The organism is Thiocapsa roseopersicina (genome assembly GCF_900106925.1).
Classification (GTDB): domain Bacteria; phylum Pseudomonadota; class Gammaproteobacteria; order Chromatiales; family Chromatiaceae; genus Thiocapsa; species Thiocapsa roseopersicina.
Genome location: NZ_FNNZ01000001.1, coordinates 377,206 through 392,859 on the forward strand (window position 1 = coordinate 377,206; position 15,654 = coordinate 392,859).

Sequence of the window (15,654 nt, forward strand, 5' to 3'; positions counted from 1 at the left end):
ATGAACAACCAGAGAATTCGTATTCGCCTGAAGGCGTTCGACCATCGCTTGATCGATCAGTCGGCTCGCGAGATCGTCGATACCGCAAAGCGCACAGGCGCGCAGGTGCGTGGTCCGGTGCCGCTTCCGTCGAAGAAGGAGCGTTTCACCATTCTGGTTTCGCCGCACGTCAACAAGGACGCGCGCGACCAGTACGAGCTGCGTACGCACAAGCGCTTGATGGATATCGTCGACCCGACCGACAAGACAGTCGACGCATTGATGAAATTGGATCTGGCCGCGGGCGTCGACGTCCAGATTAAGCTGAGCTGAGGACGAACCCATGGCGATCGGATTGATTGGGCGTAAGGCCGGCATGACCCGGCTGTTCAGCGAAGACGGAGACAGTATTCCTGTCACCGTCATCGAGGTACAGCCGAACCGGGTCAGCCAGGTCAAGTCTGCCGAGACTGACGGCTACAGCGCGATTCAGGTCGCCTTCGGGAATCGGAGGGCCTCGCGCGTCACCAAGCCGATGGCCGGCCACTATGCCAAGGCGGGAGTCGAGGCGGGCGAGTGCCTGCGCGAATTTCGTCTGGAGAGCGGCGAAGGTGCCGATCTGGCGGTCGGCTCCGAGATCTCGGTCGACATCTTCGCGCCCGGCCAGAAGGTCGACGTGCGAGGCGTGACCAAGGGTCGCGGCTTCGCCGGCGCGATCAAACGGCATCACTTTGCCGGACAGGATGCGACGCACGGCAACTCGCTGTCGCATCGTGCCCCGGGCTCGATCGGCCAGAACCAGTCGCCGGGTCGGGTCTTCAAGGGCAAGAAGATGGCGGGTCACCTCGGCGCGGCCAATCGCTGCACGCAGAACCTGGAGGTCGTGCGTGTCGACGCCGATCGTCAGCTTCTGTTGGTGCGCGGCGGCGTTCCCGGTCCGACGGGCGGCCGGCTGGTCGTGTTGCCGTCCGTGAAGCACAAGAACAAGGGTTAAGCACTCATGGAGCTCACGATACGAAACGATGCCGGCGGGTCCAGTCTGCAAGTTGCGGACGCCGTCTTCGGTGTCGACTACAAGCCGGGTCTGATTCACCAGGTCGTCAACGCTTATATGGCCGGCGCGCGCGCCGGAACCCGGGCGCAAAAGACGCGTGCCGAGGTTTCGGGCGGCGGTGCGAAGCCGTGGCGGCAGAAAGGCACCGGCCGGGCACGTGCGGGTAGCTCGCGCAGTCCGATCTGGCGCTCGGGCGGCGTTACCTTTGCCGCGAAGCCGCAGGATTACAGCCAGAAGGTCAACCGCAAGATGTATCGCGGTGCGGTGCGCTCGATTCTCTCCGAGCTGGTTCGCCAAGGGCGTTTGGTCGTCGTCGACGATCTGCGTGTGGAGGGCCCGAAGACCAAGGAGCTACTGGCACTTCTGAAGCGTCACGAGCTCTCGGACGTGCTCATGCTGACCGACGGTCTCGACGACAACCTTTACTTGGCGTCGCGCAATATTCCTAAGGTCGACGTGATGGCGGTTCAGGACGTCGACCCGGTCAGTATGGTTGCGTTCGACACCGTGCTGGCCACCGAGGCGGCAGTGAAGTACTTGGAGGAGCGACTGGCATGAACAACGAGCGTCTCATGAACGTCCTGTTGGCGCCGCTCGTCTCCGAGAAGACGACCCGGGCCGGCGATCTCGCCGGTCAATACGGTTTCCGTGTTGCGACCGATGCGACCAAGCGAGAGATCGCGCGCGCCGTCGAGCTGATGTTCAACGTCAAGGTCGATGGGGTGCAGGTCCTGAACGTCAAGGGGAAAAACAAGCGGCACGGCCAACGCCTCGGCAAGCGCAACGACTGGCGCAAGGCTTATGTGCGTCTCGAAGCCGGCCACGACATCGACTTCGGCGGCGGCGCCTGAACGGGCCGGCCCACAGCAGCGGATAGACCAAGATGGCAATCGTAAAGACCAAACCGACTTCGGCCGGGCGGCGTTTCGTCGTCAAGGTGACGTCGCCCGAGCTGCATAAGGGCGCGCCCTACGCTCCGCTCGTCGAGAAGAAGACGAAGAATGGCGGGCGCAACAACCTCGGACGCATCACCGTGCGTCACCAAGGCGGCGGGCACAAGCAACACTATCGCCTGGTCGACTTCAAGCGCAACAAGGAAGGCGTCCCGGCAGTTGTCGAACGGCTCGAATACGATCCGAATCGCACTGCACATTTGGCCCTTTTGAAATATGCAGATGGCGAGCGGGCGTACATTATCGCGCCGAAGGGTCTTGCCGTCGGTGGCCGTGTCGAGGCCGGCGAGGCCGCGCCCATCAGTGCCGGCAACTGCATGCCCTTGCGGAACGTTCCCGTGGGCACCCAGGTGCATTGCATCGAGATGCGTCCCGGTAAAGGTGCGCAGATGGCGCGAGCCGCGGGAAGCTCGGCGCAGCTGGTTGCACGCGACGGCAAGAGCGCGACTCTGCGGTTGCGTTCCGGGGAGATGCGCAAGGTCCACGTCGACTGCCGTGCCGTGATCGGCGAGGTCGGCAACAGCGAAAACAGTCTGCGCAAGCTCGGTAAAGCCGGTGCATCGCGCTGGCGGGGTGTGCGGCCGACCGTTCGCGGTGTGGTCATGAACCCGGTTGATCATCCGCATGGCGGCGGCGAGGGCCGGACCTCCGGCGGGCGTCATCCGGTGACACCTTGGGGCGTGCCGACCAAGGGTCACAAGACACGCAAGAACAAGCGGACCGACGCGATGATCGTCCGACGTCGCGGACGCAAGTAAACAAGGCGAGGTTGAGCAAGTGCCACGTTCGATTCGAAAAGGACCCTTTGTCGACCACCATCTGATCAAGAAGGTCGAAGAGGCGGTCGCGCAAAACAGCAAGCGCCCCATCAAGACTTGGTCACGCCGTTCCATGGTGCTGCCCGAGATGGTTGGGTTGACCATTGCGGTCCACAACGGGCGTCTGCACGTGCCGGTGCTCGTCAACGAAAACATGATCGGCCACAAGCTCGGCGAGTTTGCATTGACCCGGACCTACCGGGGACATGCCGCCGACCGCAAGGCGAAGAAGCGCTAGCCGGAGATGGGTATGCGAGCCGAAGCAACACTGAAATATGCACGGGTCTCGGCCCAAAAGGCCCGGCTGATCGCGGACATGATCCGCGGGCGCGACGTCGAAGAGGCCCTGAACACCTTGACCTTCAGCACTCAAAAGAGCGCGCTGATCATCAAGAAGGTTCTGGAGTCTGCGGTCGCCAATGCCGAGCACAACGAAGGCGCCGACATCGACGAGCTGAAGGTCGCGTCGATCCAGGTCGACGAGGGCCCGACCATGAAGCGGATCCGTCCGCGTGCCAAGGGTCGTGCGAATCGGATCATGAAACGCACCAGCCACATCCGGCTGACCGTGGCGGAAGGTTAAGGGGACCAGTATGGGACAGAAAGTTCATCCAACCGGCATCCGCCTTGGCATCGTCAAGGACTGGACCTCGAAGTGGTACGCAACGTCGAAGGACTATGCGAATTTCCTGAATACCGACCTCGAGGTGCGGTCATTCCTGCGCAAGGAATTGGCCAAGGCATCGGTGAGTCGAATTCAGATCGATCGCCCGGCGAAGAATGCCCACATCACCATTCATACGGCACGCCCGGGTGTGGTGATCGGCAAAAAAGGCGAGGATATCGATAAGCTGCGTGCGAAGGTCTCCAAGATGATGGGGATCCCGGTGCACATCAGCATCGAGGAGATCCGCAAGCCCGAGCTCGACGCACAGCTGGTTGCCGAGGGTATCGCGCAGCAGCTTGAGCGACGCATCATGTTCCGACGCGCCATGAAGCGTGCGATCCAGAACACCATGCGACTCGGCGCCGAAGGCGTGCGGGTCAATGTTGCCGGTCGGTTGAACGGTGCGGAGATCGCACGGACCGAATGGGCGCGCGAGGGCCGGGTCCCGCTGCATACGCTGCGTGCCGACATCGATTACGGCTTCGCCGAGGCCCGTACCACCTACGGTGTGATCGGCGTGAAGGTCTGGATCTTCAAAGGCGAGGTGTTCGGTGATCAGCTCCCCGAGGAACCGGCGCCGAAGGCGTCCGCGAGAAGGGGATAAATCATGCTGCAACCAAAACGCACAAAATTTCGCAAGCAGCACAAGGGCCGCAACCGTGGCCTTGCGCAGAGCGGCAACAAGGTCAGCTTCGGCGATTTCGGGTTGAAGGCGGTCGGACGCGGTCGTCTCACGGCGCGACAGATCGAAGCCGCACGACGTGCCATCACCAGAAAGGTGAAGCGCGGCGGTAAGCTTTGGATTCGGGTCTTCCCGGACAAGCCGGTTTCGAAGAAACCTCTCGAAGTCCGTATGGGTAAGGGAAAAGGCAACGTCGAGTATTGGGTCGCCTTGGTGCAACCCGGTCTCGTTCTCTACGAGATCGAGGGCGTGACCGAAGAGCTGGCCCGCGAGGCGTTCGAGCTGGCCGCGGCCAAGCTCCCCGTGCAGACCACCTTTGAGAGACGGATGATCCTGTGATGAAGGCGAACGAGCTAAGAACGCGCAGCCCCGAGGACCTCCAGAAGGAGCTGATGAACCTGTTGCGCGAGCAATTCAACCTGCGGATGCAGAGGGGCACCGGTCAGTTGTCCAAGCCCTCGCAAATGAAGGCCGTGCGTCGGGAAATCGCTCGCGTGAAGACGATTATAGGCGAGCAGAAGGCGGGTGCGACATCATGAGCGAAGAGACGAACAGCAACCGGACACTCGACGGACGAGTGACCAGCAGCGCGATGGACAAGACCGTCACGGTGCTCATCGAGCGTAAGGTCAAACATCCCTTGTACGGCAAGTTCATGCGTCGCTCGACCAAGATCCATGCCCACGACGAAGAGAACGCCTGCTCCGAGGGCGATCTGGTCCGGGTCGAGCAGTGTCGTCCGCTGTCGAAGACCAAGACGTGGCGCTTGATCGAGATCATCGAAAAAGCCCGTTGAGACCGGTCGTGGACGCCCCGCTTCCGACAGGTCGCGGTGGACGCCGAGAGAACAGGTCATCCGGGCAGCACAACAGGTTTTAGGTAAACAACAATGATTCAGATGCAGACCGATCTCAGCGTCGCCGACAACAGCGGCGCACGGCGGGTGCAGTGCATCAAGGTGCTCGGCGGATCGCATCGGCGCTACGCAGGCATCGGCGATGTCATCAAGGTCACCGTCAAGGATGCCATTCCGCGCGGCAAGGTCAAAAAAGGCGATGTCTACAACGCGGTCGTGGTGCGTACGCGCAAAGGCGTGCGTCGTCCGGACGGCTCGACCGTGCGTTTCGACGGCAATGCAGCCGTACTCTTGAACAACCAGCTTCAGCCGATCGGGACCCGCATCTTCGGGCCGGTGACGCGCGAGCTCCGCGGCGAGCGGTTCATGAAGATCATCTCGCTCGCGCCTGAAGTCTTGTAGGGGGTCGGGAGAGATGCAGAAGATCAAGAAGGGTGACGACGTCATGGTCATCACCGGCAAAGACAAAGGCAAGCGAGGCACGGTGTTGAAGGTGCTCGACAAGGATCATGTTCTCGTCGAAAACATCAACATTGCCCGGAAGCATCAAAAAGCGAATCCGCAGGCCGGCGAGCCGGGCGGGATCGTCGACAAGATGATGCCGATCCAGGTGTCGAACGTCGCGCTCTATAACCCGCAGAAAGGCGGCCCGGATCGAGTCGGTTTCAAGATTCTCGAAGACGGCCGAAAGGTGCGCGTATTCAAGTCGGACGGCGAAGTCGTCGACGCCTGACCGAAGGAAACGAGATGACCAGACTACAGAAAGATTACCAGGATCGTATCGTCGGCGAGTTGCGCGAGCGGTTCGGCTTCAAGAGCGTGATGCAGGTTCCTCGGATCGAAAAGATCACCCTCAATATGGGTGTCGGCGAGGCGATCGCGGACAAGAAGGTCATGGATAATGCCGTGGCCGATCTGCGACTCATCGCCGGCCAGCAACCGATCGTGACCTTCGCACGCAAATCCGTCGCGGGCTTCAAGATCCGCGAGGGTTGGCCGATCGGCTGCAAGGTGACGCTGCGTCGCGAGCGGATGTACGAGTTCCTGGACCGTCTGGTCAGCGTCGCCATCCCGCGTATCCGCGACTTCCGCGGCCTGAGCGCGAAGGCGTTCGACGGACGCGGCAACTATTCGATGGGCGTGCGCGAGCAGATCATCTTCCCCGAGATCGACTACGACAAGATCGATACGCTGCGGGGTCTGGATATCACCATCACGACGACGGCGCGGACGGACGAAGAAGGGCGTGCGCTGCTCGAGGCGTTCCACTTCCCATTCCGCACCTGAGGTCGAGACGATGGCGAAAAAGAGTATGATCGCGCGCGATCACAAGCGCACCCTGATTGCAGCCCGCTTTGCCGGGAAGCGTGCGGCCTTGAAGGCCGTGATCAACGACCGCGGCGCAAGCGGCGAGCAGGTCGAGGAGGCGCTGGCAAAGCTGCAGCAGCTTCCGCGCGATGCGGGTCCGACGCGCCAGCAACGGCGCTGCCGGGTCAGCGGGCGTCCGCACGCGGTTTACCGCAAGTTCGGACTCTCGCGCAACAAGATCCGCGAGGCGGTGATGCGCGGGGATGCCCCCGGCGTCGTCAAGGCAAGTTGGTAGGATAAGAATTTCGACCCCTACCGATGCGGTCAACCAGGCCGTGTCGGTTCATTGAAACCTGACGGGTATCGCACCGAAGAGGTGGCCTGACCCCCGGAGAAGCCCATGAGTATGTCGGATCCGATTGCGGATATGCTGACGCGTATCCGCAACGGCCAGCAGCGCGGCAAGATCACGATCGCGATGCCTTCGTCCAAGCAAAAGGTCGCGATCGCGAACCTTCTGAAGGCTGAGGGTTACATCGCCGACGCGACCGTCGAGGCGAATGGCAGCAAACCCGAGTTGGTGGTCAAGCTCAAATATTTCCGGGGTAAACCCGTGATCGAGCAGCTCACCCGTGTCTCGCGTCCGGGCCTGCGGATCTACCGCGGCAAGGACGACCTGCCCAAGGTGTGGGCGGGACTCGGGATCGCGATCGTCTCCACGTCCAAAGGCTTGATGACCGACCGTGCCGCCCGCCAAGCGGGGCACGGTGGCGAGATCATCGCCTACGTCGCTTAAGAGGATCCGATCATGTCACGAGTCGCAAAGGCGCCGATCGTCCTGCCGAAAGGTGTGACGGTCGAGATCTCGGGCCAAGACGTCAAGGTCAAGGGCTCGAAGGGAACCCTGGAGTGGTCCGTCCACCCCGCGGTGAATATTTCGCAAGTCGACGGTGAGCTTCGCTTCGCTCCGGCCGAAGGGCACGAGAACGCCTGGGCTATGGCCGGCACGACACGCGCGCTGCTGAACAACATGGTGGTGGGCTGCAGCACGGGTTTCGTGCGCAAGCTCTCCCTGGTCGGCGTCGGCTACCGCGCGCAGGCGAAGGGCGATGTGCTCAACCTGAGCCTGGGTTTCTCCCATCCGATCGATTATCCGGTTCCCGCGGGTATCACGATCGAGACCCCGAGCCAGACGGAGATCGTCGTCACGGGTGCCGACAAACAGCGCGTCGGTCAGGTTGCCTCGGAGATCCGAGGATTCCGGCCGCCGGAGCCCTACAAGGGTAAAGGCGTGCGTTACGCGGACGAAGACGTCCTGCGTAAGGAAGCCAAGAAGAAATAGGGGTCTCAGAAACAATGGACAAGAAACAAGCTCGCCTGCGTCGCGCGACGCGGGCACGGGCGAAGATTCGCGAGTTGGGTGTGTTCCGCCTGTGCATTCATCGCACCCCGCGCCACATCTACGCCCAAGTCATCGCGCCGGAAGGCAACCGCGTCGTGGCCAGCGCCTCGACGGTGGAGCCGACGCTGCGCGAAGCCATTCCGGGTCACAAGGGCAACATCGGTGCGGCGGCGACCATCGGCAAGGCGATTGCCGAGCGTGCTCTTTCCGCCGGCGTCGAGTCCGTAGCCTTCGACCGCTCCGGGTTTCGCTATCACGGCCGTCTCAAGGCGCTGGCGGATGCCGCGCGTGAGAACGGGCTGAAATTCTAGGGGTAAGAGCATGGCGAACTTCAATCCGAAGAACGAGGGGGATGATCTCCTCGAGAAGCTGGTCGCGGTCAACCGTGTCGCCAAGGTCGTCAAGGGCGGGCGCCAATTCGGTTTCGCCGCCTTGACGGTGGTGGGCGACGGCAAGGGTCGCGTCGGGTTCGGTCGCGGCAAGGCCCGCGAGGTGCCGGTGGCGATCCAGAAGGCGATGGAAAACGCACGCAAGAACATGATCGAGGTGAAGCTCAACGGCAGCACCTTGCAATACCCGCTGAACGGGCGGCATGGTGCGGCGAAGGTCTTCATGCAGCCGGCATCCGAAGGTACCGGGATCATCGCCGGCGGCGCCATGCGCGCGGTCTTCGAGGTCCTGGGCGTCCAAAACGTGCTGGCCAAGTGCATCGGGACGAACAACCCGATCAACGTGGTTCGCGCGACGGTTCAGGGGCTACGGACCATGAACGATCCCGAGACCATTGCCGCGAAGCGCGGCAAGACGGTCGCCGAGATCCTGGGGTAGACGATGGCCGACAAAAAGATGATGAAGGTCAAGCTGGTGCGCAGCGTCCACGGACGCCTCGCCAACCACAAGGCATGCGTGCGCGGTCTCGGGCTGCGTCGTATGAACCATGTGGTCGAGGTCGAGGACACGCCCTGCACGCGCGGCATGGTGAACACCGTGTCTTACATGGTTTCGATCGTGGAGGATTCTCGCGATGCGGCTCAATGATCTCAAGCCCGATGCGGGCAGTCGGCCCGCTGCCAAACGCGTCGGTCGCGGCATCGGCAGCGGCCTGGGCAAGACTTGCGGTCGCGGCCACAAGGGGCAGAAGTCCCGTAAGGGCGGTTTCCATAAGGTCGGGTTCGAAGGCGGCCAGATGCCGTTGCAACGTCGCCTGCCGAAGGTCGGCTTCCGCTCGCGCACGGCGGCGACACGCGCCGAGGTCCGCCTGAGCGAGCTCGCCCGTGTCGATGGCGACACGATCGACCTGCTCGCTCTGGTCCAGGCCCGTGTTCTGAGCCAGTCGATCAAGAGTGCGAAGATCATTGCTTCGGGTGAGGTCGGACGGGCCTTCACGGTTCGCGGCGTGGGTGTCACCAAGGGTGCCCGTGCCGCGATCGAAGCAGCCGGCGGCACGATCGAAGACTAGCTTAAAGGCGCGAATCGGATGGCTAAGAAAGTCGGATCGATGGGACAGACGCTCGGCGGTATGGGGCGTCTGACCGAGCTGCGGGCGCGATTGCTGTTCGTGGTCGGTGCCCTCCTGGTCTATCGAATCGGGACCTTCATCCCCGTTCCGGGCGTGAATCCCGAGGCGCTGGCCATCCTATTCGACCAGAACCAAGGCTCCATCCTGGACATGTTCAACATGTTCTCGGGCGGCGCCCTGGAGCGTGCGAGTCTGTTTGCGCTCGGGATCATGCCCTACATCTCTGCGTCGATCATCATGCAGCTGATGACCTCCGTGGTGCCGAAGCTCGAGCAGCTGAAAAAGGAAGGTGAATCCGGGCGTCGGAAGATCACCCAGTACACGCGCTACGGCACGGTCGTTCTGGCAACCTTCCAGGCCGTCGGGATCTCGATGGCGCTGCAGGGGCAGACAGCCGGCGGCTCGGCTCTGGTCAGCCATGCGGGGATGGGCTTCGTCTTTACGGCAACGGTGTCGCTGGTCACCGGGACCATGTTCCTAATGTGGCTCGGCGAGCAGATCACCGAACGGGGCATTGGCAACGGCATCTCGTTGATCATCTTCGCGGGCATCGTCGCCGGACTGCCCTCTGCGTTGGGCGGGACCTTGGAGCTGGCGCGCACCGGAGAGATGAACTCTCTGGCTGTGTTGGCCCTTTTCGCCATGGCGCTTGCAGTGACGGCCTTCGTGGTCTTTGTGGAGCGGGGCCAGCGGCGGATTACGGTGAACTACGCGCGGCGTCAGCAGGGGCGCAAGATGATGCAGGCCCAGAGCACGCATCTGCCGCTGAAGCTGAACATGGCCGGCGTGATTCCGCCGATCTTCGCCTCGAGCATCATCCTGTTTCCCGGCACCTTGGGCCAATGGTTCGGAAGCAGTGAGGACATGCGTTGGCTGGCCGATATCACAGCGAAGCTGTCGCCCGGAGAGCCCGTCTACGTCTTGCTTTATGCGGCGGCGATCATCTTCTTTTGCTTTTTCTATACCGCCTTGGTCTTCAACGCCAAGGATACGGCCGACAATCTGAAGCGCTCCGGAGCCTTCATTCCGGGGATTCGACCGGGCGAGCAGACGGCGCGGTACATCGACACCGTGATGACGCGGTTGACCGCGGCAGGCGCGATCTACATTACCGCCGTGTGCTTGCTGCCCGAGTTTCTCATCGTCGGTTACAACGTGCCTTTCTACTTCGGCGGAACGTCCTTGTTGATTGTCGTCGTGGTGGTGATGGATTTCATGGCCCAGGTTCAAGCTCACTTGATGTCACATCAATACGAGGGCTTGATGCGGAAGGCAAACCTAAAGTCGCCGGGCGCCGGCATGCTGCGCTGAGTGGCGCTCGAGTCTGAAGGAGAGAACAAATGAAAGTGCGAGCATCTGTTAAGAAGTTGTGTCGGAACTGCAAGATCATCCGTCGCAACGGCACCGTTCGGGTCATCTGCAAGGATCCGCGCCACAAACAACGCCAGGGATAGGATCTCGGGCTTGATTGAAGGCAGCAGTTTGATATACTACGCGGTTTACCCGCTTGGCAATTTGGATTTCAGGGGTTTCTAAGCTATGGCCCGTATCGCCGGCGTCAACATCCCGGACAAGAAGCACGCCGTCATCGCGTTGACTTCGATTTATGGCATCGGCCGCGTGCGTGCCGCTGTGATCTGCGACGCCGCCGGTGTACCGCGCGATGCCAAGGTTCAGAGCCTCACGGAAGAAGAGGTCGACAAGCTCCGCAACGAGGTCGGCAAGTTCTCCGTGGAAGGCGATCTGCGGCGCGAAGTGTCGATGAACATCAAGCGTTTGATGGACCTCGGCTGTAACCGCGGCATTCGTCACCGTCGCGGCTTGCCGTTGCGTGGCCAGCGGACCCGCACGAACGCACGTACCCGCAAGGGTCCGCGTCGTCCCATCAAACGATAAGGGCGCTTGGGCGCAGCGAAAGGGCTGGATAACCTCGAATGGCTAAACCGACTCGTACGATCAAGAAGAAGATCAAGAAGCAGGTGGCGGATGGGATTGCTCACGTCCACGCTTCGTTCAACAACACCATCATCACCATCACGGACCGCCAAGGCAATGTATTGTCCTGGGCGACCGCAGGCGGCTCCGGGTTCCGGGGATCGCGCAAGAGCACGCCTTTCGCTGCGCAGGTCGCGGCCGACAAGGCCGGCCAAGCGGTGAAGGACTACGGTTTGCGTAACCTCGACGTCAACGTGAAGGGGCCCGGTCCGGGTCGTGAATCCGCGGTGCGTGCACTCAACAACGCCGGATTCAAGATCACGAGCATTACCGACGTGACGCCGATCCCGCACAACGGCTGCCGCCCGCCCAAAAAGCGGCGCGTCTGACACAGGAACAGGTAGAGACATGGCACGTTATACAGGCCCAACCTGCAAACTCGCACGGCGCGAGGGAACCGATCTCGCCCTGAAGAGTCGCGCTCGCTCGCTGGACACCAAGTGCAACCTCGAGAAGCAGCCCGGACAGACCACTGACCGTCGGCGCCGGCTCTCCGATTACGGTGTTCAGCTTCGCGAGAAGCAGAAGGTTCGCCGTATCTACGGACTGATGGAGCGTCAGTTCCGCAACTATTATAAGAAGGCGGCTCAAGCCAAAGGTGCGACGGGCGAAAACCTGTTGCAGCTCCTCGAGCGTCGCCTCGACAACGTCGTGTACCGGATGGGATTCGGTGCCACGCGTTCCGAAGCGCGTCAGTTGGTCAGTCACAAGGCCATTTTGGTCAACGGTCGCGTGGTGAACATCGCCTCCTACCAGGTCGGCGCCGATGACCATGTCGAGGTCCGGGAGGTTGCGAAGAAGCAGGTGCGCGTCCAGAACGCGTTGGCGCTCGCCGAGCAGTACGGCTTCCCCGATTGGGTCGAGGTCGATACCAAAGGTTTCAAGGGCGTCTTCAAGCGTATTCCCGATCGCTCGGACCTGCCGGCCGACATCAACGAATCGCTGATCGTCGAGTTGTACTCCAAGTAAGGAGCTTCGTGAGGGGCACTGAATGACTGACGCTATTGGCGAATTTCTCAAACCGCGCATCGTACGGGTCGAGGCGGTCGACGGCAGCTCGACGCATGCCCGGGTTTCGCTGGAGCCGCTCGAACGCGGCTTCGGGCATACCCTCGGCAACGCGTTGCGCCGTATTCTCTTATCCTCGATGGACGGCTGGGCGGTGACGGAGGTCGAGATCCAGGGCGTCTTGCACGAGTACACCACGATCCCGGGCGTTCAAGAGGATGTTCTCGAGATCCTGCTGAATCTGAAGCAGCTCGCCATCTCGCTCAAGGGCAAGGACGAGGCGACCTTTACGGTGAGCAAGACCGGCCCGGGTGTCGTGACCGCCGCGGACATCGCGATCGATCATACCGCCGAGATCGCCAACCCCCATTTGGTCATCGCGAACATGACCGAGGGCGAGTTGAGCATGTCGATGACGATTCGGCGCGGGCGCGGTTACGAGCCGGCGACACAGCGCGAGCTCGACGAGGGCGAGGATCGCCCGATCGGCAAGCTGCCGCTCGATGCGTCCTACAGTCCGGTTCGGCGGGTCTCGATCGAGGTCCAGTCCGCGCGCGTCGAGCAGCGTACCGATCTGGATCGGCTTGTCATCGACTTGGAGACCAACGGGACCATCGACCCGCGCGAGGCGATACAGCGGGCCGCGACGATCCTTCGGGATCAGTTGTCGAGCTTCGTCGCCTTGGAAGGTTCCGGGCCGTCGGACACGCATGTCATGGAGGCGCGGGACGAGTCGCCCTACGATCCGATTCTGCTGCGTCCGGTCGACGATCTCGAGCTGACCGTTCGCTCAGCGAACTGTTTGAAGGCCGAGAACATCTATTTGATCGGCGATTTGATCCAGCGGACCGAGGTCGAGCTTCTCAAGACGCCGAATCTCGGCAAGAAGTCGCTGACCGAGATCAAGGACGTGCTCGCGACACGCGGACTCTCGCTCGGGATGCGTCTCGAAAACTGGCCGCCGGACAATATCGCCGAGCTCGGCATTCGCTAACGCTTTTCGACTCAAGAACTATTCGGGATTAGGACCATGCGTCATCGCAATGCCGGAAGGCACCTCAATCGCACCGGCTCGCACCGCGAGGCCATGTTTCGCAACATGGCGGCGTCGTTGTTTCGCCATGAGCTGATCAAGACCACGCTGCCGAAGGCCAAGGAGCTGCGGCGCGTTGCAGAGCCTTTGATCACGCTGGCAAAGAGCGACTCCGTTCACACCCGACGCCTTGCCTTTGCGCGACTGCGCGACAAGGAAGCGGTCGGCAAGCTCTTCGTCGAGCTGGGACCGCGCTATCAGGCGCGTCCGGGTGGTTATCTGCGCATCCTCAAGTGCGGCTATCGTGCCGGCGATGCCGCGCCGATGGCGTATGTCGAGCTGGTTGACCGTCCCGCGGATGCGGTCGCCGTCGAAGACGACGAGGATTGAGTTGCGTCTTGATGTGTTTGTATCGAAAGCCGGGCTCTTGCCCGGCTTTTTTGTTGAATGATGTCGCCGATCCGGCGTCTTGTTCTCGTCACCGATTTCGGCGACGGCATCTATGTCGGGCAGATGCGTGCTCGGCTCGATGATCTCATCCCCGGCGTTCCCGTCGTGGATCTCGTTCACGACCTCCCGCCATTCCGCATCGATTTAGCCGCCTATCTCTTGCCTGCACTCGTGCGCGACATGCCTGCCGGCTCGATCTACGTCTGTGTCGTGGATCCGGGTGTCGGGGGTGCGCGCGGTGGGCTTCTGGTCCAGACGCGTGACTCCTGGTTCATCGGTCCCGACAACGGTTTGCTGGTTCCGCTCGTGTATTGGGCCGAGGGTACCGTCGTGAATCGGATCGGCTGGTGTCCGTCCCTGCTCTCGGCGAGTTTTCACGGACGCGACTGGTTCGCCCCCGCTGCGGCACGCTTGGCGGTCGGTACGGACCTTCAACTGTGCCCGATCGATCCGGCCGACATGGTCGGGTCGGACTGGCCGAAGGAACGCGCTGCGGTCGTTTACGTCGATCGTTTCGGGAATCTGATGACCGGGCTTCAGGCGACGGGTCGACCGAGGACGCACGCGCTGCAGGTCGGGGAACGACGTCTCTGCCATGCTCGGACCTTCTGCGAGGTCGCATCCGGCGAAGCGTTTTGGTACGAGAACGCCTTTGGACTCGTCGAGATCGCGGTCAACCTCGGTCGAGCGGATCGCGAGCTGGGCCTGTCTCCGGGCGCTCCCATCGGTCCGTTCCTGCCCCTCGGGTGAAGCAATCCTCGCAGACGCCGATGCGCCCCTCTGGCCTGCTGCTTCGGCCACGATTGCCCCGACATTTTGTCGCTTTTCCGGCGGGCGCGATGGCCTATAGTATGGTGGCGGCGTAGAGGCGGAGTGTCCGTCGGACACCCGATGTTGCCTTTATGTTTTTTGCTTCGAGCTTCGAAGAGATCCCTGCACCCTTCGCGGCACTCTGGTCCCGGCCCGCTTCGATTCGCGATGGAGGGCCGGGAGTGCGCGACGAGCGATCCATCCATCCATCCCTATCGGAGAACGACATGGCCAACTTCGGCGATCTACTCGGTAGCTTCATTCAGAACAATATGGCGAAGTCCGGCTCCGGCCGGATGGGGAACGCGCTCCAGGATCTTCAGGCAAATCTCGGCCGGATGGTCGGCGGTCAGGGCGGGGGGGGCGGCGCGGGCGGCAATATGCTCGGCGGTCTCCTCGAGATGGCGAAGGGTACCCTGGGGAATGCCTCGCAGAATCCCATGCAGGCCGGCGGACTCGGCGCCGTGCTCGGCTCGGTCTTGGGCGGCGGCGGAAAGTCAGTGAAGGGCGCCATGACCGGGGGTGCGCTGGCGATGCTGGCCGGGATCGCCTACAAGGCATTCACCGAATCGGGTCAAGCGGCTCAGGCGTCGGGGATATCCGCCGCGAGCGGAGCGGCGGAGTTGCCGTTGGGCCTCAGAGCCCCGCAGAGCGCGGCTGAGGAGCATGCCATGGAGAACACCGCGCAGTTGATTATCAAGGGCATGATCAACGTCGCCAAGTCGGATGGTCAGGTGAGCGTGGACGAGATTCAGCGAATCGTCGGAAAGGTCGAGGCCGCCGGCATGGGCGCGGACGCACAGGAGTGGTTGATGACGGAGCTGCGTCAGCCGCTGAATCTCGACGCCTTCGTGGCCGAGATCCCGAGCCCCGAGGTGGCTGCCGAGGTCTACGCGGCATCCCTGCTCGCGGTCGAGGTGGACACCCCGCAAGAGCAGGACTATCTCCGGGACTTTGCCGAGAAGGCCGGACTGCATCCGCTCGTCGTGCAACACATCCACCAGTCGATGGGTGTTGCGGTCTGAGGGCGCCGAATCGGATCTTGCCGCGGAGGCAGTACGGGACACGGCGCGAAACCTCGGATCTCCTGCCGAGTCGTTCCCTGCCTTCGTGACTAAGA

30 protein-coding genes are annotated in these 15,654 nt (G+C 62.2%); all 30 read left to right on the forward strand.

The features are described 5' to 3' along the window. The 30 genes from rpsJ (at nt 1) to BLV04_RS01885 (ending at nt 15,559) form a co-directional block, all read left to right on the forward strand. Entirely contained in the window at nt 1-312 is a 312-nt protein-coding gene (gene rpsJ, locus BLV04_RS01740) for a 30S ribosomal protein S10 (protein ID WP_007191159.1), read from the forward strand. A 10-nt stretch (nt 313-322) separates the two neighbouring features. Beyond that, nucleotides 323-973, forward strand: a complete 651-nt coding sequence (rplC, locus tag BLV04_RS01745) for a 50S ribosomal protein L3 (protein WP_093027478.1) — start codon at nt 323-325, stop codon at nt 971-973. 6 nt (nt 974-979) lie between these two features. Beyond that, nucleotides 980-1,591, forward strand: coding sequence for a 50S ribosomal protein L4 (rplD, locus tag BLV04_RS01750; protein WP_093027480.1), 612 nt, complete (start codon nt 980-982; stop codon nt 1,589-1,591). Then, nucleotides 1,588-1,884, forward strand: coding sequence for a 50S ribosomal protein L23 (gene rplW, locus BLV04_RS01755; protein ID WP_093027482.1), 297 nt, complete (start codon nt 1,588-1,590; stop codon nt 1,882-1,884). The genes rplD and rplW overlap by 4 nt, the downstream gene beginning before the upstream one ends. A 32-nt stretch (nt 1,885-1,916) precedes the next feature. Beyond that, nucleotides 1,917-2,744: a 50S ribosomal protein L2 gene (gene rplB / locus BLV04_RS01760; RefSeq protein ID WP_093027484.1), complete on the forward strand. Its 828-nt coding sequence runs from the start codon at nt 1,917-1,919 to the stop codon at nt 2,742-2,744. Between the two features lie 19 nt (nt 2,745-2,763). Further along, nucleotides 2,764-3,042 carry a 30S ribosomal protein S19 gene (rpsS, locus tag BLV04_RS01765; protein ID WP_007191154.1) on the forward strand — a complete coding sequence of 93 codons (279 nt, stop codon included), beginning with the start codon at nt 2,764-2,766 and terminating at the stop codon, nt 3,040-3,042. Between the two features lie 12 nt (nt 3,043-3,054). Further along, the gene (gene rplV / locus BLV04_RS01770; protein ID WP_093027486.1) at nt 3,055-3,387 is read left to right on the forward strand and encodes a 50S ribosomal protein L22; all 333 of its coding nucleotides are present in this window, start codon (nt 3,055-3,057) and stop codon (nt 3,385-3,387) included. 10 nt (nt 3,388-3,397) lie between these two features. Next, a complete protein-coding gene (rpsC, locus tag BLV04_RS01775; RefSeq protein ID WP_093027488.1) occupies nt 3,398-4,075 on the forward strand; it encodes a 30S ribosomal protein S3 in 678 nt (225 codons plus the stop codon). A gap of 3 nt (nt 4,076-4,078) precedes the next feature. Beyond that, nucleotides 4,079-4,492 (forward strand): 50S ribosomal protein L16, encoded by a 414-nt coding sequence (rplP, locus tag BLV04_RS01780; protein WP_093027490.1) that lies wholly within the window; start codon nt 4,079-4,081, stop codon nt 4,490-4,492. Beyond that, entirely contained in the window at nt 4,492-4,692 is a 201-nt protein-coding gene (rpmC, locus tag BLV04_RS01785; RefSeq protein ID WP_093027492.1) for a 50S ribosomal protein L29, read from the forward strand. Before rplP ends, rpmC begins: the two co-directional genes overlap by 1 nt. Then, nucleotides 4,689-4,949 carry a 30S ribosomal protein S17 gene (gene rpsQ / locus BLV04_RS01790; protein WP_093027494.1) on the forward strand — a complete coding sequence of 87 codons (261 nt, stop codon included), beginning with the start codon at nt 4,689-4,691 and terminating at the stop codon, nt 4,947-4,949. Before rpmC ends, rpsQ begins: the two co-directional genes overlap by 4 nt. A gap of 93 nt (nt 4,950-5,042) precedes the next feature. Beyond that, nucleotides 5,043-5,411: a 50S ribosomal protein L14 gene (gene rplN, locus BLV04_RS01795; protein WP_007191148.1), complete on the forward strand. Its 369-nt coding sequence runs from the start codon at nt 5,043-5,045 to the stop codon at nt 5,409-5,411. 13 nt (nt 5,412-5,424) lie between these two features. Next, nucleotides 5,425-5,742 carry a 50S ribosomal protein L24 gene (gene rplX / locus BLV04_RS01800; RefSeq protein ID WP_093027496.1) on the forward strand — a complete coding sequence of 106 codons (318 nt, stop codon included), beginning with the start codon at nt 5,425-5,427 and terminating at the stop codon, nt 5,740-5,742. A gap of 14 nt (nt 5,743-5,756) precedes the next feature. Further along, a complete protein-coding gene (gene rplE / locus BLV04_RS01805) occupies nt 5,757-6,296 on the forward strand; it encodes a 50S ribosomal protein L5 (RefSeq protein ID WP_093027498.1) in 540 nt (179 codons plus the stop codon). A 10-nt stretch (nt 6,297-6,306) separates the two neighbouring features. Beyond that, nucleotides 6,307-6,612, forward strand: a complete 306-nt coding sequence (gene rpsN / locus BLV04_RS01810) for a 30S ribosomal protein S14 (protein ID WP_093027500.1) — start codon at nt 6,307-6,309, stop codon at nt 6,610-6,612. A gap of 105 nt (nt 6,613-6,717) precedes the next feature. Then, a complete protein-coding gene (gene rpsH, locus BLV04_RS01815) occupies nt 6,718-7,113 on the forward strand; it encodes a 30S ribosomal protein S8 (RefSeq protein ID WP_093027502.1) in 396 nt (131 codons plus the stop codon). A gap of 12 nt (nt 7,114-7,125) precedes the next feature. Next, complete coding sequence (gene rplF, locus BLV04_RS01820) at nt 7,126-7,659, forward strand: 50S ribosomal protein L6 (protein ID WP_093027504.1); 534 nt, start codon at nt 7,126-7,128, stop codon at nt 7,657-7,659. Between the two features lie 14 nt (nt 7,660-7,673). After that, complete coding sequence (gene rplR / locus BLV04_RS01825) at nt 7,674-8,030, forward strand: 50S ribosomal protein L18 (RefSeq protein WP_093027506.1); 357 nt, start codon at nt 7,674-7,676, stop codon at nt 8,028-8,030. A 10-nt stretch (nt 8,031-8,040) separates the two neighbouring features. After that, nucleotides 8,041-8,547 (forward strand): 30S ribosomal protein S5, encoded by a 507-nt coding sequence (gene rpsE, locus BLV04_RS01830; RefSeq protein ID WP_093027509.1) that lies wholly within the window; start codon nt 8,041-8,043, stop codon nt 8,545-8,547. 3 nt (nt 8,548-8,550) lie between these two features. Next, on the forward strand, nt 8,551-8,757 hold the full coding sequence (gene rpmD, locus BLV04_RS01835) for a 50S ribosomal protein L30 (protein ID WP_093027511.1): 207 nt from the start codon (nt 8,551-8,553) through the stop codon (nt 8,755-8,757). After that, nucleotides 8,744-9,178, forward strand: a complete 435-nt coding sequence (gene rplO / locus BLV04_RS01840; RefSeq protein ID WP_093027513.1) for a 50S ribosomal protein L15 — start codon at nt 8,744-8,746, stop codon at nt 9,176-9,178. Before rpmD ends, rplO begins: the two co-directional genes overlap by 14 nt. 18 nt (nt 9,179-9,196) lie before the next feature. Beyond that, on the forward strand, nt 9,197-10,549 hold the full coding sequence (gene secY, locus BLV04_RS01845; protein WP_093027515.1) for a preprotein translocase subunit SecY: 1,353 nt from the start codon (nt 9,197-9,199) through the stop codon (nt 10,547-10,549). A gap of 29 nt (nt 10,550-10,578) precedes the next feature. After that, nucleotides 10,579-10,692, forward strand: coding sequence for a 50S ribosomal protein L36 (gene rpmJ, locus BLV04_RS01850; RefSeq protein ID WP_083829165.1), 114 nt, complete (start codon nt 10,579-10,581; stop codon nt 10,690-10,692). Between the two features lie 85 nt (nt 10,693-10,777). After that, nucleotides 10,778-11,134, forward strand: a complete 357-nt coding sequence (gene rpsM / locus BLV04_RS01855) for a 30S ribosomal protein S13 (RefSeq protein ID WP_093027517.1) — start codon at nt 10,778-10,780, stop codon at nt 11,132-11,134. A 38-nt stretch (nt 11,135-11,172) separates the two neighbouring features. Continuing rightward, nucleotides 11,173-11,562: a 30S ribosomal protein S11 gene (gene rpsK, locus BLV04_RS01860; protein ID WP_007191136.1), complete on the forward strand. Its 390-nt coding sequence runs from the start codon at nt 11,173-11,175 to the stop codon at nt 11,560-11,562. Nucleotides 11,563-11,581: 19 nt separating this feature from the next. Further along, a complete protein-coding gene (rpsD, locus tag BLV04_RS01865; protein WP_093027519.1) occupies nt 11,582-12,202 on the forward strand; it encodes a 30S ribosomal protein S4 in 621 nt (206 codons plus the stop codon). Between the two features lie 22 nt (nt 12,203-12,224). Beyond that, the gene (locus BLV04_RS01870) at nt 12,225-13,235 is read left to right on the forward strand and encodes a DNA-directed RNA polymerase subunit alpha (protein ID WP_093027521.1); all 1,011 of its coding nucleotides are present in this window, start codon (nt 12,225-12,227) and stop codon (nt 13,233-13,235) included. Nucleotides 13,236-13,271: 36 nt separating this feature from the next. Continuing rightward, nucleotides 13,272-13,664 (forward strand): 50S ribosomal protein L17, encoded by a 393-nt coding sequence (rplQ, locus tag BLV04_RS01875; protein WP_093027523.1) that lies wholly within the window; start codon nt 13,272-13,274, stop codon nt 13,662-13,664. Between the two features lie 57 nt (nt 13,665-13,721). Beyond that, a complete protein-coding gene (locus tag BLV04_RS01880; protein WP_093027525.1) occupies nt 13,722-14,474 on the forward strand; it encodes an SAM hydrolase/SAM-dependent halogenase family protein in 753 nt (250 codons plus the stop codon). Nucleotides 14,475-14,761: 287 nt separating this feature from the next. Continuing rightward, a complete protein-coding gene (locus BLV04_RS01885) occupies nt 14,762-15,559 on the forward strand; it encodes a tellurite resistance TerB family protein (RefSeq protein ID WP_093027863.1) in 798 nt (265 codons plus the stop codon). The last annotated feature ends 95 nt before the right edge of the window (nt 15,560-15,654 follow it).